Consider the following 17,537-nt stretch of genomic DNA (forward strand, 5'->3'; position numbering starts at 1 on the left):
GCACTTCCCTACAACTTGCCCTGATTGTTGGGGCCTCAGCGTGAAAAAACAGCCGTGAATAGCCAACGACCTGTAAACCTAGATCTTAGGACCATAAAACTCCCTATCACCGCTTATACGTCCATTCTTCACCGCATCTCCGGTGTCATCCTTTTCGTAGGCCTTGCCGTCATGCTTTTCGTGCTCGACAAGTCGCTTTCGTCCGAGGAAGGCTTCGCCGACGTGAAGATGTACCTGACCAGTCCGCTGGCTAAGTTCGTGATTTGGGGCCTGCTGTCAGCCTTGTTGTATCACCTGGTGGCCGGCGTGCGCCACTTGGTCATGGATACCGGTGTTGGTGAGACACTGGAAGGCGGCAAAGCGGGCTCGAAGATTGTCATCGCCGTCTCGGTGGTGCTCATCGTTCTGGCGGGGGTGTGGATATGGTAACTAACGTTACGAACTTTTCGCGTTCGGGTCTCTATGACTGGATGGCGCAGCGCGTTTCTGCCGTTGTTCTTGCGGCTTATTTTCTTTTTCTGCTTGGTTACCTGCTTTTCCATCCCAATCTGAGCTATGCGGATTGGCACGGTCTGTTCTCCCATAACTGGATGCGCATTTTCAGCTTGCTGGCTCTGGTTGCGCTCGGGGTTCATGCGTGGGTTGGTATGTGGACGATCTCCACCGACTACCTGACCGCCATGGCCATCGGCAAATGGGCCACCAGCGTGCGTTTCCTGTTCCAGGCGGTTTGCGGCATTGCCATGTTCGCGTACTTCGTCTGGGGTGTGCAGATTCTTTGGGGTATCTGATTCATGGCTAACATTCGTACGCTTTCGTTCGACGCCATCATCGTTGGCGGCGGCGGTGCCGGTATGCGCGCTGCGCTGCAGCTCGCTCAGTCCGGCTTCAAGACAGCAGTAGTCACCAAGGTTTTTCCGACTCGCTCGCACACTGTTTCCGCTCAGGGCGGCATCACCTGCGCCATCGCATCGTCCGATCCGAACGATGATTGGCGCTGGCACATGTATGACACTGTCAAGGGCTCCGACTACATCGGTGACCAGGACGCCATCGAGTACATGTGTTCCGTAGGGCCGGAAGCCGTGTTCGAGCTCGAGCACATGGGTCTGCCGTTCTCCCGTACCGAGCAGGGTCGCATCTATCAGCGTCCGTTCGGTGGTCAGTCCAAGGACTTCGGCAAGGGCGGCCAGGCGGCTCGTACCTGCGCGGCTGCCGATCGTACCGGTCACGCCCTGCTTCACACGCTGTATCAGGCCAACCTGAAGAACAACACCACGTTCCTCAATGAGTGGTATGCCGTGGATCTGGTGAAAAACCAGGACGGCGTGATCGTCGGTGTGATCGCCATATGCATCGAAACTGGTGAAACCGCCTACATCCGCTCGAAGGCTACCGTGCTTGCCACGGGTGGCGCTGGACGTATCTATGCCTCCACCACCAACGCCCTGATCAACACCGGCGACGGGGTGGGTATGGCGCTGCGTGCTGGCGTGCCGGTGCAGGACATCGAGATGTGGCAATTCCACCCGACCGGTATCGCCGGGGCCGGTGTACTGGTCACGGAGGGTTGCCGTGGTGAAGGTGGTTACCTGATCAACAAGCACGGCGAGCGCTTCATGGAGCGCTATGCGCCCAACGCTAAGGACCTCGCCGGTCGTGACGTCGTGGCGCGCTCGATGGTCAAGGAAATCATTGCCGGCAACGGCTGTGGTCCGGATGGCGACCATGTAATGCTCAAGCTCGATCACCTCGGCGAGGAAGTGCTGCACAGTCGCCTGCCAGGTATCTGTGAACTGTCCAAGACCTTCGCGCACGTCGATCCGGTCGTCGCTCCGGTTCCGGTCGTCCCGACCTGCCACTACATGATGGGCGGCGTTGCCACCAACATTCATGGCCAGGCGATCACTCAGGACGCCAATGGCGTCGATACCGTGATCCCGGGTCTGTTCGCCGTGGGCGAAGTCGCTTGCGTGTCGGTACACGGTGCCAACCGTCTGGGTGGCAACTCGCTGCTCGACCTGGTCGTCTTCGGCCGCGCCGCAGGTCTGCACCTGGAGAAAGCGCTCAAGGAAGGCATCGATTATCGCAACGCCAGCGAAACCGATCTCGAATCCTCGCTTTCCCGCCTCAACAGCCTCAACGAACGCACCTCGGGTGAAGACGTTGCGCCGCTGCGTAAGGAACTGCAGAACTGCATGCAGAACTACTTCGGTGTGTTCCGCACCGGCGAGTACATGCAGAAGGGCATTACCCAGTTGGCCGACCTGCGTGAGCGTATCTCTACCGTGAAGATCGCCGACAAGAGCCAGGCGTTCAACACCGCGCGTATCGAGGCGCTGGAGCTGCAGAACCTGCTGGAAGTGGCCGAAGCTACCGCCATCGCCGCCGAAGAGCGCAAAGAATCCCGCGGCGCTCATGCCCGCGAGGACTTCGAAGATCGTGACGATCAGAACTGGCTGTGCCACTCGCTGTATTTCCCGGGTGACAAGCGTGTCACCAAGCGCGCGGTGAACTTCGCGCCGAAGACCGTTCCGCCATTCGAACCCAAGGTTCGGACTTACTAAGGGTGGCTGCCATGTTGAAAGTCAGTGTGTATCGCTACAACCCCGAGCAGGATGCCTCTCCGCACATGCAGGAGTTCCAGGTCGACACCGACGGCAAGGACATCATGGTCCTTGACGTTCTGGCGCTGATCAAGGAACAGGATGTGACCTTCTCCTATCGCCGCTCCTGCCGCGAAGGCGTTTGCGGCTCGGACGGGATGAACATCAACGGCAAGAACGGCCTTGCGTGCATCACGCCGCTGTCCGCAGTCGTGAAAGGCGACACTCTGGTGGTGCGTCCGCTGCCGGGTCTGCCAGTCATTCGTGATCTGGTCGTCGACATGAGCATCTTCTACAAGCAGTACGAGAAGGTGAAACCTTACCTGCAGAACGATACGCCGGCTCCGGCCATCGAGCGTCTGCAGTCGCCGGAAGAGCGCGAGAAGCTGGATGGTCTGTACGAGTGCATCCTATGCGCTTGCTGCTCGACGTCCTGCCCGTCGTTCTGGTGGAACCCCGACAAGTTCCTCGGTCCCGCTGCGCTGCTGCAGGCTTACCGCTTCCTGGCCGACAGCCGCGACACCCAGACCGAAGAGCGTCTGGCTGCGATGGACGATCCGTTCAGCGTGTTCCGCTGCCGTGGGATCATGAACTGCGTGAACGTTTGCCCGAAAGGTCTCAACCCGACCAAGGCGATTGGCCACGTTCGCAACATGCTTCTGCAAAGCGGGACCTGATTTACGATCTGCTATACCTGCAACGCCAGTAGTGCCTGCAGCGCCGGTTCTCAGCCGGCACTGCAGTTTTAGTCAGGACCTCAGCCCAAAAAGTCGTGGTCCCTATTCGAAAAATATGAAGACCAGCAGGGGCATCCGGGCTGGTACCCGGGCTATCTGTGAGGTCCGTTTGGATCTGTCTGAGCTGTAGTCCAGACCGGTCTTGAGCGGTGACCACGCTGATGGTGTCCCCTTACCGAGGGTGACCAAGCATGCAAGAAAGCGTAATGCAGCGCATGTGGGACAGTGCCCACCTTTCCGGTGGTAACGCTGCCTATGTGGAAGAGCTCTACGAGCTCTACCTGCACGATCCCAACGCTGTGCCAGAAGAGTGGCGCACCTATTTCCAGAAGCTGCCGACCGATGGCAGTGCTGCCACCGATGTCTCGCACTCTACGGTCCGCGATCACTTCGTTCTGCTCGCCAAGAATCAGCGTCGCGCTCAGCCGGTATCCGCCGGGAGCGTAAGCAGCGAGCATGAGAAGAAGCAGGTTGAAGTCCTGCGTCTGATCCAGGCCTACCGCATGCGTGGCCACCAGGCTGCCAAGCTCGACCCGCTGGGTTTGGCTCAGCGCGCGACTCCTGCCGATCTGGCGATCAATCATTACGGCCTGACTGATTCCGATCTGGATACCACCTTCCGTACCGGTGAGCTCTACATCGGCAAGGAAGAAGCCACCCTGCGTGAAATCCAGGAAGCCCTGCAGCAGACCTACTGTCGCACCATCGGCGCCGAGTTCACCCACATCGTCGATTCCGAGCAGCGCAAGTGGTTCCAGCAGCGTCTGGAGAGTGTGCGCGGCCGCCCGGCGTTTTCCGCTGAAGTGCGTAGCCATCTGCTCGAGCGCCTCACCGCCGCTGAAGGACTGGAAAAATACCTGGGTACCAAGTATCCGGGTACCAAGCGTTTTGGCCTGGAAGGTGGCGAGAGCCTGATTCCGTTGCTGGATGAAATCATTCAGCGCTCGGGTTCCTACGGCAACAAGGAAATCGTCATCGGTATGGCCCACCGTGGCCGCCTGAACGTGCTGGTGAATACCTTCGGCAAGAACCCGCGCGACCTTTTCGACGAGTTCGAAGGCAAGAAGGTCGAGGGTCTGAGTTCCGGCGACGTCAAGTATCACCAGGGCTTCTCGTCCAACGTGATGACCGCTGGCGGTGAGGTTCACCTCGCACTGGCGTTCAACCCGTCGCACCTGGAAATCGTCTCTCCAGTGGTCGAGGGTTCGGTGCGTGCCCGTCAGGATCGTCGCAACGATCTTTCCGGTGACAAGGTGCTTCCGGTAACCATCCATGGTGATGCCGCTGTCGCGGGGCAGGGCGTGGTCATGGAAACCTTCCAGATGTCGCAGACCCGCGGCTTCAGGACCGGTGGCACGATTCGTATCGTGATCAACAACCAGGTTGGTTTCACCATCAGCCGTCAGGAAGACGCGCGTTCCACCGAGTACGCGACCGACGTGGCGAAGATGGTCCAGGCGCCGATCCTGCACGTGAACGGCGATGACCCGGAAGCGGTGCTGTTCGTCACCCAGCTGGCGATCGACTATCGCATGCAGTTCAAGCGTGACGTGGTCATCGATCTGGTCTGCTACCGCCGTCGTGGCCACAACGAGGCCGACGAGCCAAGTGGCACCCAGCCCCTGATGTATCAGCAGATCGCCAAGCAGCGCACCACGCGCGAACTCTACGCCGAGACTCTGACTCAGGCTGGCGTGCTCGATGCCGAGCGCGTCCAGGCGAAGATCGACGAGTACCGTACCGCCCTGGATAACGGCCTCCACGTGGTTAAAAGCCTAGTCAAGGAGCCGAACAAGGAACTGTTCGTCGACTGGCGTCCGTATCTGGGGCATGCCTGGACCGCGCGTCACGACACCCGCTTCGACCTCAAGACGCTGCAGGAACTGTCGAACAAGCTGCTCGAAGTCCCGGAAGGATTCGTCGTCCAGCGTCAGGTGTCGAAGATCCTCGAAGACCGTCAGAAAATGACTGCCGGTGGGCTCCCGATCAACTGGGGCTTCGCCGAAACCATGGCGTATGCGACCCTTTTGTTCGAAGGCCACCCGGTTCGCATGACTGGCCAGGACATCGGTCGCGGCACCTTCTCGCACCGTCACGCGGTACTGCACAACCAGAAGGACGCCGGGACCTATATCCCGCTGCAGCATCTGGTCAAGGACCAGCCGCGTTTCGACCTGTACGACTCGTTCCTTTCGGAAGAGGCCGTCCTGGCCTTCGAATACGGCTACTCGACCACCACGCCAAGCGCGCTGGTGATCTGGGAAGCCCAGTTCGGCGATTTCGCCAACGGCGCGCAGGTGGTGATCGACCAGTTCATCACCAGTGGCGAGCACAAGTGGGGCCGTCTGTGCGGGCTGACCATGCTGTTGCCGCACGGCTATGAGGGGCAGGGTCCGGAGCACTCCTCCGCGCGTCTCGAGCGCTACCTGCAACTGAGTGCCGAGCACAACATCCAGGTTTGCGTGCCGACCACTCCGGCGCAGGTCTACCACATGCTGCGTCGCCAGGTGATCCGTCCGCTGCGCAAGCCGTTGATCGCCCTTACGCCGAAGTCGTTGTTGCGCCACAAGCTGGCCATCTCGACCCTGGAAGATCTCGCCAACGGTTCCTTCCAGACCGTCATCCCGGAGATCGATCAACTCGACGCGCAGAAGGTCGAACGCTTGATCCTCTGCAGCGGCAAGGTCTACTACGACCTGCTCGAGAAGCGTCGTGCGGAAGGCCGTACCGATACGGCAATCGTCCGTATTGAGCAGCTTTATCCGTTCCCCGAGGACGATCTGGCGGAAGTGCTGTCGCAGTACGGCAACCTCAAGCACATCGTCTGGTGTCAGGAAGAGCCGATGAACCAGGGCGCCTGGTATTGCAGCCAGCACCACATGCGTCGGGTCGCCGTTGCGCAGAAACCGGAGTTGTTCCTGGAATATGCCGGTCGTGACGCTTCCGCTGCGCCCGCCTGTGGCTACGCTTCCCTGCACGCCGAGCAGCAGGAGAAGCTTCTCCAGGACGCTTTCAACGTTTAACGCCTTCGTGCCGAGGCGGCCATAGCCGCCTCCAGAAGAAACCGAATCAATAGGAACCCTGATAATGGCTATCGAGATCAAAGCCCCCTCTTTCCCGGAATCGGTCGCCGACGGCACCGTCGCTACCTGGCACAAGAAGCCGGGTGACGCCGTCAAACGTGACGAGCTGATCGTTGATATCGAAACCGACAAGGTGGTGATGGAAGTCCTCGCCGAAGCGGATGGCGTGGTTGCCGAAATCGTCAAGAACGAAGGCGATACCGTGCTTAGCGGCGAGCTGCTCGGCCGTCTGACCGAAGGTGGTGCTGGTGTGGCTGCTCCGGCTCCTGCCGCCGCAGCCCCAGCCGCCGCTCCGGCGCAAACTGCTGCGCCTGCCGCCGCCGCTGGCGAGGAGCCGATGCTGGCGCCTGCCGCGCGCAAGCTGGCTGAAGAAAACGGCATCGATCCGAACAGTGTCAAAGGCTCCGGCAAGGGCGGCCGTGTGACCAAGGAAGACGTCGTCGCCGCCATCGAAGCCAAGAAGAGCGCTCCCGCTGCAGCCGCCAAACCGTCGGCTCCGGCCGCCGAGGCGCCGATCTTCGCTGCTGGCGAGCGCGTCGAGAAGCGTGTTCCGATGACCCGCCTGCGCGCCAAGGTCGCCGAGCGTCTGGTCGAGGCACAGTCCTCGATGGCCATGCTGACCACCTTCAACGAAGTCGACATGACCGAAGTGATGGCCCTGCGCTCCAAGTACAAGGATCTCTTCGAGAAGACCCACAACGGCGTACGCCTGGGCTTCATGTCGTTCTTCGTCAAGGCCTCGGTAGAAGCGCTGAAGCGCTTCCCGGCGGTCAATGCCTCGATCGACGGCACCGACATTGTCTACCACGGCTATCAGGATATCGGCGTTGCCGTCTCCAGCGACCGCGGTCTGGTGGTTCCGGTGCTGCGTAACGCCGAGCTGATGAACTTGGCCGAAGTCGAGAGCGGCATCGCAACCTTCGGCAAGAAGGCCCGTGACGGCAAGCTGTCGATCGACGAGATGACCGGGGGCACCTTCACCATCACCAATGGCGGCACCTTCGGTTCGATGATGTCGACTCCGATCGTCAACCCGCCGCAGGCCGCGATCCTCGGCATGCACAACATTCTTCAGCGTCCGATGGCCGTCAACGGTCAGGTCGTCATCCGTCCGATGATGTACCTGGCGCTGTCCTACGATCACCGCCTGATCGACGGCAAGGAAGCGGTCAGCTTCCTGGTGACCATCAAGAACCTGCTGGAAGATCCTGCGCGCCTGCTGCTGGACATCTAACCCACGGCCGCTGTCCGCCAGCCGAGCCTTAACAGGCTCCGCTGGCGGTTCGCCGCTTGAAGCTCAAAGTTGATGGAGATTGTTATGAGCCAGAAATTCGACGTGGTAGTGATCGGTGCCGGCCCTGGCGGCTATGTGGCTGCCATTCGCGCCGCGCAACTCGGTCTGAAGACCGCCTGCATCGAGAAGTATGTCGGCAAGGAAGGCAAGATCGCCCTCGGCGGTACTTGCCTGAACGTCGGCTGCATCCCATCCAAGGCGCTGCTGGACAGCACCTGGAAGTACCACGAAGCCCACGAAGGCTTCAAAGTCCACGGTATCGAGGCCAGCGGCGTCACCATCGACGTGCCGACCATGATCGCCCGCAAGGACCAGATCGTCCGCAACCTCACCGGCGGCGTCGCTGCACTGTTCAAAGCCAATGGCGTGACCTCCTTCGAAGGCCACGGCAAGCTGCTGGCTAACAAGCAGGTCGAAGTCACCGGCCGTGACGGCAGCACCGAGATCCTCGAAGCGACCAACGTGATCATCGCCTCGGGTTCGCGCCCGGTGGAGATTCCGCCGGCACCGATCGATCAGAACGTCATCGTCGATTCCACCGGCGCGCTGGACTTCCAGTCCGTGCCCAAGCGCCTGGGCGTGATCGGCGCTGGCGTCATCGGTCTCGAACTGGGTTCGGTCTGGGGCCGTCTGGGCGCCGAAGTGACCGTCCTCGAGGCGCTGGACAAGTTCCTCCCGGCCGCCGATGACCAGGTCGCCAAGGAAGCGCTGAAGATCCTCACCAAGCAGGGCCTGAAGATTCGTCTGGGCGCGCGCGTGACCGCCACCGAGATCAACGGCAACGAAGTCACCGTGACCTTCACCGACGCCAACGGCGAGCAGAAGGAAACCTACGACAAGCTGATCGTCGCCGTCGGCCGTCGTCCGGTCACCACCGAACTGCTGGCCGCGGACAGCGGCGTGGACCTCGACGAGCGTGGCTACATCTTCGTCGACGACTTCTGTGCCACCAGCGTTCCCGGCGTCTACGCCGTGGGCGACGTGGTCCGTGGCCTGATGCTCGCGCACAAGGCAATGGAAGAGGGCGTGGTAGTGGCCGAGCGTATCGCCGGGCATAAGGCGCAGATGAACTACGACCTGATTCCGGGCGTGATCTACACCCACCCTGAAATCGCATGGGTCGGCAAGAGCGAGCAGTCGCTCAAGGCTGAAGGTGTCGAAGTCAACGTCGGTGTCGCGCCGTTCGCCGCCAGTGGCCGTGCCATGGCTGCCAATGACACCGCCGGTTTCGTCAAGATCATCGCCGACGCCAAGACCGACCGCGTGTTGGGCGTTCACGTGATCGGCCCTAGCGCCGCCGAGCTGGTACAGCAGGGCGCCATCGCCATGGAGTTCGGCACCAGTGCCGAAGACCTGGGCATGATGGTGTTCTCGCACCCGACCCTGTCCGAGCAGCTGCATGAAGCCGCTCTGGCAGTGAATGGCCATGCCATTCATATCGCCAACCGCAAGAAGCGCTAAGCGATCAGAACCACGATGGGTTGCCCGTATCCTGCCACCAGGCTTGCCGCGGAATGCCCATCGGACTGTTTCCTCAAAAGGGCAGTCACAGGTGGCGCGGCAGCACTAACGCAGCGCCGAATGCGCAATACCTAACGAAGACGGTAGATAAGCATGAATCTTCACGAATATCAGGGTAAGCAGCTGTTCGCTGAGTACGGCCTGCCCGTATCCAAAGGCTTCGCCGTGGACACCCCGGAAGAAGCCGCAGAAGCCTGCGACAAGATCGGTGGTACCGAGTGGGTCGTCAAGGCTCAGGTTCACGCTGGCGGCCGCGGTAAAGCGGGCGGCGTAAAACTGGTCAAGAGCAAGGAAGACGCCAAGGCGTTCGCCGCCAACTGGCTGGGCAAACGTCTGGTGACTTACCAGACCGACGCCAACGGCCAACCGGTCACCAAGATCCTGGTCGAGTCCTGCACTGACATCGACAAGGAGCTGTACCTCGGCGCCGTCGTCGACCGTTCCAGCCGTCGTATCGTGTTCATGGCGTCCACCGAAGGTGGTGTGGACATCGAGAAGGTCGCTCACGACACTCCCGAGAAGATCCTCAAGGCCACCATCGATCCGCTGGTCGGCGCTCAGCCGTTCCAGGGCCGCGAGCTGGCCTTCCAGCTGGGCCTCAAGGGCGACCAGATCAAGCAGTTCACCCACATCTTCGTCGGCCTGGCCAAGCTGTTCCAGGACTACGACCTGGCTCTGCTGGAAGTGAACCCGCTGGTGATCAAGAAGGACGGCAACCTGCACTGCCTGGATGCCAAGATCAACATCGACAGCAACGCCATGTACCGTCAGCCGAAGCTGCGTGCGATGCATGACCCGTCGCAGGACGATCCGCGCGAAGCCCACGCTGCCAAGTTCGAACTGAACTACGTTGCCCTGGAAGGCAACATCGGCTGCATGGTCAACGGCGCTGGCCTGGCCATGGGCACCATGGACATCGTCAACCTGCACGGCGGCAAGCCGGCCAACTTCCTCGACGTTGGCGGTGGTGCTACCAAGGAACGCGTTACCGAAGCGTTCAAGATCATTCTCTCCGACAGCAACGTCGCGGCCGTTCTGGTGAACATCTTCGGCGGTATCGTTCGTTGCGACATGATTGCCGAAGGCATCATCGGCGCCGTGAAAGAAGTCGGCGTGAAGATTCCGGTGGTCGTCCGTCTGGAAGGCAACAACGCCGAGCTGGGCGCCAAGGTCCTGGCTGAAAGCGGCCTGAACATCATCGCGGCAACCAGCCTGACCGATGCTGCAGAGCAAGTGGTCAAAGCTGCGGAGGGCAAGTAATGAGCGTCCTGATCAATAAAGACACCAAAGTCATCTGCCAGGGCTTCACCGGTTCGCAGGGGACTTTCCACTCCGAACAGGCGATTGCCTACGGTACCCAGATGGTTGGCGGCGTGACTCCGGGCAAGGGCGGCACCACGCACCTGGGCCTGCCGGTGTTCAACACCGTCAAGGAAGCCGTCGAGACCACCGGCGCTACCGCTTCGGTGATCTACGTTCCGGCTCCGTTCTGCAAGGACTCGATCCTGGAGGCGGCATTCGGCGGCATCAAGCTGATCGTCTGCATCACCGAAGGCATCGCGACCATCGACATGCTGGAAGCCAAGGTCAAGTGCGACGAGCTGGGCGTGACCCTGATCGGGCCGAACTGCCCGGGCGTCATCACTCCTGGCGAGTGCAAGATCGGCATCATGCCAGGTCACATCCACCTGCCGGGCAAAGTGGGCATCGTGTCGCGTTCCGGCACCCTGACCTACGAAGCCGTCAAGCAGACCACCGACGCCGGCTTCGGCCAGTCGACCTGCGTGGGCATCGGTGGCGACCCGATTCCGGGCTCGAACTTCATCGATATCCTCAAGCTGTTCCAGGCTGACCCGAAGACCGAAGCGATCGTCATGATCGGCGAGATCGGTGGTTCCGCCGAGGAAGAAGCCGCTGCCTTCATCAAGGCCAACGTGACCAAGCCGGTGGTGTCCTACATTGCTGGCGTGACTGCTCCGGCAGGCAAGCGTATGGGCCACGCCGGTGCCATCATCTCCGGCGGTAAAGGCACTGCGGACGAGAAGTTCGCTGCGCTGCAGGACGCCGGTGTGAAAACCGTTCGTTCGCTGGCCGACATCGGCAAGGCCCTGGCCGAGCTGACCGGTTGGGAAGTCAAGAAAGCCTGAGGCTGACTTGATGTGAAAAAGGCCACCTTCGGGTGGCCTTTTTCTTTTCCGCCTTACGAAATCCAGCGCTCAAGCCTGGGGCAGAGCGGTCGATAAGTCGTTATCGCCCGCACGCTGTCCGCGCGGGCTCATGTAACCGAGGAAACCGTTCCATGCAGTGGTTCGCCAACCTGCGTATAGCACTGAAAATGGCCGTGGTTCCCGCGATGCTCTGTCTGTTGCTCATAGCGCTCGGCGTCGTTTCGTCGTTGTCGCTGCGCAGCATCGCCAGCCGCGTAGAGGTGGTCACCCAGAACCTCGGGCCGGGAATGGATCGGGTCGCCAAGGTCGCTGACAGCATGGCGCGGCTGCAGTTGAGCGTGCGCCACTACGCGCGCAGCGGCGATCAGGCGACCGAGCAGGAGTTTCTCGAACTGGACCGCGATCTCGGCGCTGCCCTGGAGCAGACCAGCGCGCACCTGCGGGATTCGCAGCGCAGGCAACTGCTGGCCTCCATGGAGAACCTGCATGCGCAGTACAGCCAGTTGTTCCGCGAATCGCTGGTGCCGCTCAGCCAGGAACATCAGAAGCTGATCAGCGGCGAACTCGGTCGGCAAGGCCCGGCGATCGAGAAGGTTCTCAGCTCGATCCTGGAAAACGCCCAGCAGGACTTCAACCTCGACGCGGTGTTCTACTCCAGCGCGGCGATGCGCCATCTGCTACTGGGAAGTCAGTACCTCTATCAGTTCCTGCAGGAGAACCAGCCCGATCAGGTTAAGTCGTTCCAGACCGAACTGGGCAACGCGCAGAGCACCATGAGCGTTCTGCGCGACCGAACCAGCAGCCAGAGTACCCAGGACAAACTGAACGGCGCGTTGCAGAGCCTTGAGCTGTACAAGGCCGCAGCGGACAAGGCCGTGCAACTGGTGGGCGCGCGCAACGCGACACTGCAGAAGATGGATGCCATCGACCCGCAGATCGCCGACCTCGCCAGCCAGTTGCAGCAAAGCATCATGCAGTCGATGGATGCCGCGGCGGCAGACGCCGACAGCACCGTGGCGCGTGCCAACCTGCTGTTCTGGGGGCTGGTGCTGGCGGCGCTGCTGGTGGCCGGGCTCACGGCTTACGCTGTCGGTGCGGCGCTGGTGCGCCCGCTGGCGCGGATCAACGTGATGCTCGAGGACATGGCAGCCGGGCAGGGCGATCTGACCCGGCGCCTGCCGGTCCAGGGGCAGGACGACATTGGTCAGCTGGCGCAGAACTTCAACCGTTTCGTGGAGAAGATCAGGCGCACCGTGGCCGAGGTTTCCAGCGCCTCGCACACCTTGCAGAAGTCCGCCGAAGACCTGCAGGATTCCGCCGAAAGCGCGCACCGCGATGTGCAGCAACAGCGCGAGGAAAGCGACCAGATTGCCTCGGCGATGGTGGAGATGGCGGCGAGCGCGCAGGAGATGTCCCGGAATGCGCGCGCCGGTCAGGCGCTGTCGCAGGATGCACGCACGGCCGCAGGTGTCGGCCTGGCACGGGTCCGGGCGAATCAGGAGGCCATGCTGGTTTTGTCCGGCAAGGTCGACAGTCTGGCGACGGTGATCGAGTCGCTGCGCGAGGACAGCGGGCGTATCGGCTCGGTGCTCGGGGTGATCGGCGGGATCGCCGAGCAGACCAACCTGCTGGCTCTGAACGCCGCCATCGAGGCGGCGCGGGCGGGCGAAATGGGCCGCGGCTTCGCCGTGGTGGCGGACGAGGTGCGCTCGCTGGCCCAGCGCACGCAGCAGTCCACCGAAGAAATCCAGGAAATCATCCAGGCGCTGCAGCGACGCACGCAGTCGTCCATCGAGATGATGAGCGACAGCCAGCAGGCGGTGGGCCACGCCCGCGAGCGTGCCGAACAGACCAGCGAGTCGCTCGGCGGAATCACCGTCGCGGTGGATGCGATCGACGAGAACATCCAGGCGATGGCGACCGCGGCCCATGAGCAGGCGAGCGTCGCCGACATGGTGGGCAACAGCGTGCTGCGAGCCAACCAGATCACCGCCCAGACCTCCGATACCGTCGAGCGCACGCGGCGTTCGGCGCAGGAGATCCACCTGCTGGAAGGCCAGCTGGTTCAGTTGATCGAGCAGTTCCAGGTCTGAAGCGGCGGATGGGAGGCGTCGGGGTGGGCGCTTTATGTCGGGCGCCCGCAGCGGCTGGCTGGCTATAATCGCGCCGGCTCACAAGGAGGTTCCATGTTCGTGCCCACCGCTTATCTGCCCGATCTGCTGGCCCTGTGCTGGTTCATCTTCTGCTGGATCGGCTACACCCTCTACGCCGGCTGGAAAGGGCGCGACACTGCCTGCCTCGCCAGCGTGCTGCACCTGTACCGGGAAGACTGGATGCGCCGCATGCTGCTGCGCGAGAACCGGATCGCCGATGCCAACGTGATCGGCAACCTGGAGCGCAACGCCTCCTTCTTCGCCTCCAGCACGTTGATCATTCTCGCCGGCGTGCTCACCGTGCTCGGCTCAAGTGACCGTGCGGTGTCGCTGCTGGCCGACCTGCCGTTCGTCAAGGACGCCACCCGTCCGCTGTCCGAGCTGAAGCTGCTTGGCCTGGCGGTAGTCTTCGTCTACGCCTTCTTCACGTTCAGTTGGTGCATGCGCCAGTACAACTTCGCCTCGACGCTGGTCGGCTCCGCGCCGATGGTGGGGGAGCGCCACGTCAACGAGCTGGAGCGCAAATCCTTCGCCGAGCGCGCGGCGCGGGTGATCTCCATGGCGGCCAACCAGTTCAACTTCGGCCTGCGGGCCTATTATTTCGGTATGGCGATGCTCGGCTGGTTCATCCATCCGTGGTTGTTCATGCTGGTCACCGCGGGGGTTGTGCTCGTCCTCTACCGCCGCGAATTCCACTCCGATGTATTGAAGGTCATGGTCTACACCCCCACTCACGCGGCAGAGCCGCCCAAGGAGAAAAACGAATGAGCGTACCTTTCTGGTGTGTATTCATAGCCGCTTTGCTGATCTATCTCGCCAAGCTGCCGGTGGCCAAGGCGATGAGCGCCGAAGCCGGTGGCTACGATAACCGCCATCCGCGTGCGCAGCAGGCTAACCTGACGGGCGCCGGCGCGCGGGCCCTGGCCGCCCACCTCAACAGCATCGAGATCTTCCCGCTGTTCCTCGCCGGCGTGCTGATGGCGCATACCACGCAGACCCACGGGTGGCTGGTCGACGCACTGGCGGTCATCTTCGTGATCAGCCGCCTCGTTTATCTCTGGTTCTACTACATCGGGCTGACCTGGCAGCGCAGCCTGGTGTGGTTCGTCGGCCTGGCCTGCTGCCTGTTGCTGATGCTCACGCCGACGCTCTGAGCGTCGTTCGCCGGACAAAAGAAAAGGCCCGCTTTTGGCGGGCCTTTTTCATGCCTACGGTAGGGTCGCGATACGATCTTACTTGTTGGCTTCCGGTGCCGGAGTGGTGGCGGGTGGCGGCGGAGTCTGACCGTCGTCCTTCGCTTCCTCGGCGGCTTCCTGGTTCGCTTCGTTGGTGTCCTCGACCGCCTTGCTTTGCTCTTCGGCCGCCTTGTTGGCATGCTCCTGAGCTTCGTTGGCGTGTTCCTGAGCATCTTGCTTCTTGTTCTCGGAGCCGCTGTCGCAGGCTGCAAGGCCCATGCTGGCCGCCAGAATCAAGGCGAGGGACAGGGATTTGTTCATTTTGTATTTCTCCTCAGAGTGACCTTCCAAATCTCACCCCTTTTGAACGGCACGTTTGCGCCTAAGTTCCTTATCTATCGGGCAAAAATTCTCGCCGAGGGTTGCCGAGCTGCCTGGCGCGCGGTGGAGCGGGTATCATCGGCGGCATAAAAATCACCCGGAAATGTCGTATGAGTGAAACCGCCATCGTCGAGAAAGCCACGCGCTTTCTCTCCGCGTTGCGCCATTGTCAGGTGCTCGGCATGCAGGTGCATGCCGGCAATCCGCAGGGCCTGACACTGCGCCTGCCGTACAGCCAGCAGATCGTCGGCAACCCCGAAACCGGCGTGATCCACGGCGGCGCGATCACCACCCTGATGGACACCACCTGCGGCATCTCGACGGTTTGCGTGCTGCCTGAGTTCGAGATCTGCCCGACGCTCGACCTGCGCATCGACTACATGCATCCGGCCGAACCGCTCAGGGATGTCTTCGGCTTCGCCGAGTGCTACCGCGTCACCGAGAACGTCATCTTCACCCGCGGCTACGCCTATCAGGACGATCCGCAGCAGCCGATCGCCCATGTCGTAGGCACCTTCATGCGGATGGGCAAGAACGCCCGCGCGGGTGCTCCGGTCACGCGCGACATCCAGGGCGGTGGCGCATGACCGCGCTCGATCTCAACCAGCAGGTGCGCGATGCCCACGAGAGGAACGACTACGACGGCCTGATCGCCCTGATCCCTTACGCGCGGCTGCTCGGCGTCGAGTGCCTGCGGATGGGCGAGGACATGGTGTTCCGTTTGCCGGCGAACAGGGACCTGATCGGCAACCCGACGCTCCCGGCGATTCACGGCGGGGTCATCGCCGGCTTCATGGAGCAGGCCGGACTGCTGCACCTGCTGATGTTCATGGGCATTCCGCACATGCCGAAGATCATCGACTTCTCCATCGATTACCTGCGTGCCGGGCATTACCGCGATACCTATGCGCAATGCCAGGTCTGGCGCCAGGGGCGGCGCGTGGCGAATGTCGCGATCACCGCCTGGCAGAGCCGCCAGAGCGAGCCGATCGCCACCGCGCGGGCGCATTTCAAGGTCGACAAGCCTTGAACGAAGCGTTTTCCGGGTTGAGCGATATCGGTATGGCGACGCTGCTGGCGGGCAGCGGGGTTCTGCTGATCGCCATCGGGCTGCTCTGGCTGGTGCTGCTGGCCTTTCGCAGCAGCCTGCTGTGGGGCATCGGTGCGCTGCTGCCGCCGCTGACCCTGCTGTTCGTGCTGTTCCGCTGGGGCCTGGCACGCAGGGCCGTGCTGCTGTGCGCACTGGGCGTCATTCCGCTGGTGGTCGGGCTGACGATGATGGCCGGCAGCGATCCGCAGCGTCTGGAGCGGATTCTCAGCCTCGATTGGGCGAGACGCGAGCCGGCGTTGCCGCCGGAACTGGACATCCGCCTCAACGGCCAGCTCAACGGCCAGCGCTTCGCACCGCAGCAGGGCGAGCTGATCGACGGCGTGCTCAGCCTGCGCGAGGAGGGCGAGGGCGCTGCCCACCGCGAGCTGCGCATCCGTCTGCGCCGCCCGGTGACGGGCGCGGTGCGCCTCGACGTACTCCCCGAGGATCGCCCGGGCGTGGCGAACGTCGAGCTGAGCTGGCTGGCGCCGGGAAGTCAGTTGCCGCAGGTGCGAAGCCTGAGCGAGGGCTACAGCCTGCACCTCGACCTGCAACCGCTGGCGCCGAACAAGCTGGCCGGCGAATTTCACCTGTCGCTGCCGACGCCGTACGCCACCCGCCTCAACGGTCGTGTCGAACTGTTCGCCGACCGTCTGCGTTACCGGGAGGAGGGTGTCGATACCCATCTCGATAACGAAGACACGCTGCGCTACGTGATCACCAATTACCTGCAGCGCCGCTTCGCCACCCGCGAGGTGCACGTGCAACCGCTCGCCGGGCTGGCGTGGCCGGCGAGCCGCGCCGACGTCGCCGTGCAGGCATCGATTGCCGGCAGGCCGCAGCGCCTGACGCTGCAGTTGAGCAAGACCCCTCAGCGTGGCTGGTTCGTGCAGGGCGATCATTATCCCCGCGTGCCGGATGAGCGGCCGGCCCCGGTGGATTCGCCACGCCGGCCGGTGGTCCAGGCGACCGACCCGCAGCCGCCGGCCAGCCCGCCTGAGCCTGTCGCCAGCGAGCCCCGGCCGCTGAGCGTCGAGCGCCTTCTCCAGCAGCCTTCCCGTTATCGCGGCAGGCTGATCCGCCTGCGCAGCGAGCGTGGCGTGAACGCCGAGGGACGCTTCGACGGGCTAGATACGGACGGGCACATCGTCATCCGTCGCGCCGTGAAGCCGCCCGGCGAGGCGTTGTTCCGCTTCTCCCCGGAGCAGGTCAGCGCCATCGAGCTGCTCGAACCCTAGCCGCCCGTTTCCCTGCGATCCTGGCTAAACACTTGAAATCCCAGACGAAGCCCCCACCTTGGTGACATCCGCCGCTACTGCGGCTTGTGCC

At 62.4% G+C, this 17,537-nt stretch carries 16 protein-coding genes; 15 read left to right on the forward strand and 1 reads right to left on the reverse strand.

From position 1 onward, the window contains the following. Positions 1-54 precede the first annotated feature (54 nt). The 12 genes from sdhC to QMX85_RS01375 all read left to right on the forward strand — a co-directional run bounded on the left by sdhC (position 55) and on the right by QMX85_RS01375 (position 14,716). Entirely contained in the window at positions 55-429 is a 375-nt protein-coding gene (sdhC, locus tag QMX85_RS01320) for a succinate dehydrogenase, cytochrome b556 subunit (protein ID WP_273229346.1), read from the forward strand. Then, a complete protein-coding gene (gene sdhD / locus QMX85_RS01325; protein WP_090229264.1) occupies positions 423-791 on the forward strand; it encodes a succinate dehydrogenase, hydrophobic membrane anchor protein in 369 nt (122 codons plus the stop codon). The genes sdhC and sdhD overlap by 7 nt, the downstream gene beginning before the upstream one ends. A gap of 3 nt (positions 792-794) precedes the next feature. Beyond that, the gene (gene sdhA / locus QMX85_RS01330) at positions 795-2,567 is read left to right on the forward strand and encodes a succinate dehydrogenase flavoprotein subunit (RefSeq protein WP_282338370.1); all 1,773 of its coding nucleotides are present in this window, start codon (positions 795-797) and stop codon (positions 2,565-2,567) included. A gap of 11 nt (positions 2,568-2,578) precedes the next feature. Continuing rightward, positions 2,579-3,283, forward strand: coding sequence for a succinate dehydrogenase iron-sulfur subunit (locus QMX85_RS01335; RefSeq protein ID WP_090229261.1), 705 nt, complete (start codon positions 2,579-2,581; stop codon positions 3,281-3,283). Between the two features lie 251 nt (positions 3,284-3,534). Further along, positions 3,535-6,366, forward strand: a complete 2,832-nt coding sequence (locus QMX85_RS01340; RefSeq protein ID WP_273229194.1) for a 2-oxoglutarate dehydrogenase E1 component — start codon at positions 3,535-3,537, stop codon at positions 6,364-6,366. A gap of 64 nt (positions 6,367-6,430) precedes the next feature. Continuing rightward, the gene (gene odhB, locus QMX85_RS01345) at positions 6,431-7,660 is read left to right on the forward strand and encodes a 2-oxoglutarate dehydrogenase complex dihydrolipoyllysine-residue succinyltransferase (protein WP_282338371.1); all 1,230 of its coding nucleotides are present in this window, start codon (positions 6,431-6,433) and stop codon (positions 7,658-7,660) included. A gap of 84 nt (positions 7,661-7,744) precedes the next feature. Further along, positions 7,745-9,181, forward strand: coding sequence for a dihydrolipoyl dehydrogenase (gene lpdA / locus QMX85_RS01350; RefSeq protein ID WP_282338372.1), 1,437 nt, complete (start codon positions 7,745-7,747; stop codon positions 9,179-9,181). A gap of 153 nt (positions 9,182-9,334) precedes the next feature. Continuing rightward, complete coding sequence (sucC, locus tag QMX85_RS01355; protein ID WP_090229254.1) at positions 9,335-10,501, forward strand: ADP-forming succinate--CoA ligase subunit beta; 1,167 nt, start codon at positions 9,335-9,337, stop codon at positions 10,499-10,501. Then, positions 10,501-11,388, forward strand: a complete 888-nt coding sequence (gene sucD, locus QMX85_RS01360) for a succinate--CoA ligase subunit alpha (RefSeq protein ID WP_090229252.1) — start codon at positions 10,501-10,503, stop codon at positions 11,386-11,388. The genes sucC and sucD overlap by 1 nt, the downstream gene beginning before the upstream one ends. 152 nt (positions 11,389-11,540) lie before the next feature. Continuing rightward, on the forward strand, positions 11,541-13,502 hold the full coding sequence (locus tag QMX85_RS01365; protein WP_282338373.1) for a methyl-accepting chemotaxis protein: 1,962 nt from the start codon (positions 11,541-11,543) through the stop codon (positions 13,500-13,502). Positions 13,503-13,595: 93 nt separating this feature from the next. Then, positions 13,596-14,330 carry a DUF599 domain-containing protein gene (locus tag QMX85_RS01370; RefSeq protein ID WP_282338374.1) on the forward strand — a complete coding sequence of 245 codons (735 nt, stop codon included), beginning with the start codon at positions 13,596-13,598 and terminating at the stop codon, positions 14,328-14,330. Continuing rightward, positions 14,327-14,716 (forward strand): MAPEG family protein, encoded by a 390-nt coding sequence (locus tag QMX85_RS01375; protein WP_282338375.1) that lies wholly within the window; start codon positions 14,327-14,329, stop codon positions 14,714-14,716. The genes QMX85_RS01370 and QMX85_RS01375 overlap by 4 nt, the downstream gene beginning before the upstream one ends. A gap of 78 nt (positions 14,717-14,794) precedes the next feature. On the opposite strand, the gene QMX85_RS01380 is transcribed toward QMX85_RS01375, so the two are convergent. After that, a complete protein-coding gene (locus tag QMX85_RS01380; protein WP_273229187.1) occupies positions 14,795-15,058 on the reverse strand; it encodes a hypothetical protein in 264 nt (87 codons plus the stop codon). 170 nt (positions 15,059-15,228) lie between these two features. Here QMX85_RS01380 and QMX85_RS01385 point away from each other — a divergent pair, with 170 nt between their 5' ends. From QMX85_RS01385 to QMX85_RS01395, 3 genes are read left to right on the forward strand one after another with little or no spacing between them, the layout of a single operon-like run. Beyond that, on the forward strand, positions 15,229-15,705 hold the full coding sequence (locus QMX85_RS01385) for a PaaI family thioesterase (protein ID WP_282338376.1): 477 nt from the start codon (positions 15,229-15,231) through the stop codon (positions 15,703-15,705). Next, entirely contained in the window at positions 15,702-16,148 is a 447-nt protein-coding gene (locus QMX85_RS01390) for a PaaI family thioesterase (RefSeq protein WP_282338377.1), read from the forward strand. The genes QMX85_RS01385 and QMX85_RS01390 overlap by 4 nt, the downstream gene beginning before the upstream one ends. Beyond that, complete coding sequence (locus QMX85_RS01395; RefSeq protein ID WP_348775223.1) at positions 16,145-17,446, forward strand: MFS transporter; 1,302 nt, start codon at positions 16,145-16,147, stop codon at positions 17,444-17,446. Before QMX85_RS01390 ends, QMX85_RS01395 begins: the two co-directional genes overlap by 4 nt. Positions 17,447-17,537: the final 91 nt, after the last annotated feature.

The organism is Pseudomonas sp. PS02288 (genome assembly GCF_029959715.1).
Classification (GTDB): Bacteria; Pseudomonadota; Gammaproteobacteria; order Pseudomonadales; family Pseudomonadaceae; genus Pseudomonas_O; species Pseudomonas_O kuykendallii.

Bases quoted from the DNA above. Each gene is read 5' to 3' on its own strand.
- sdhD (WP_090229264.1), top strand. From the start codon at position 423: ATGGTAACTAACGTTACGAACTTTTCGCGTTCGGGTCTCTATGACTGG.
- sdhA (WP_282338370.1), top strand. From the start codon at position 795: ATGGCTAACATTCGTACGCTTTCGTTCGACGCCATCATCGTTGGCGGC.
- QMX85_RS01335 (WP_090229261.1), top strand. From the start codon at position 2,579: ATGTTGAAAGTCAGTGTGTATCGCTACAACCCCGAGCAGGATGCCTCT.
- QMX85_RS01340 (WP_273229194.1), top strand. From the start codon at position 3,535: ATGCAAGAAAGCGTAATGCAGCGCATGTGGGACAGTGCCCACCTTTCC.
- odhB (WP_282338371.1), top strand. From the start codon at position 6,431: ATGGCTATCGAGATCAAAGCCCCCTCTTTCCCGGAATCGGTCGCCGAC.
- lpdA (WP_282338372.1), top strand. From the start codon at position 7,745: ATGAGCCAGAAATTCGACGTGGTAGTGATCGGTGCCGGCCCTGGCGGC.
- sucC (WP_090229254.1), top strand. From the start codon at position 9,335: ATGAATCTTCACGAATATCAGGGTAAGCAGCTGTTCGCTGAGTACGGC.
- sucD (WP_090229252.1), top strand. From the start codon at position 10,501: ATGAGCGTCCTGATCAATAAAGACACCAAAGTCATCTGCCAGGGCTTC.
- QMX85_RS01365 (WP_282338373.1), top strand. From the start codon at position 11,541: ATGCAGTGGTTCGCCAACCTGCGTATAGCACTGAAAATGGCCGTGGTT.
- QMX85_RS01370 (WP_282338374.1), top strand. From the start codon at position 13,596: ATGTTCGTGCCCACCGCTTATCTGCCCGATCTGCTGGCCCTGTGCTGG.
- QMX85_RS01375 (WP_282338375.1), top strand. From the start codon at position 14,327: ATGAGCGTACCTTTCTGGTGTGTATTCATAGCCGCTTTGCTGATCTAT.
- QMX85_RS01380 (WP_273229187.1), bottom strand. From the start codon at position 15,058: ATGAACAAATCCCTGTCCCTCGCCTTGATTCTGGCGGCCAGCATGGGC.
- QMX85_RS01385 (WP_282338376.1), top strand. From the start codon at position 15,229: ATGAGTGAAACCGCCATCGTCGAGAAAGCCACGCGCTTTCTCTCCGCG.
- QMX85_RS01390 (WP_282338377.1), top strand. From the start codon at position 15,702: ATGACCGCGCTCGATCTCAACCAGCAGGTGCGCGATGCCCACGAGAGG.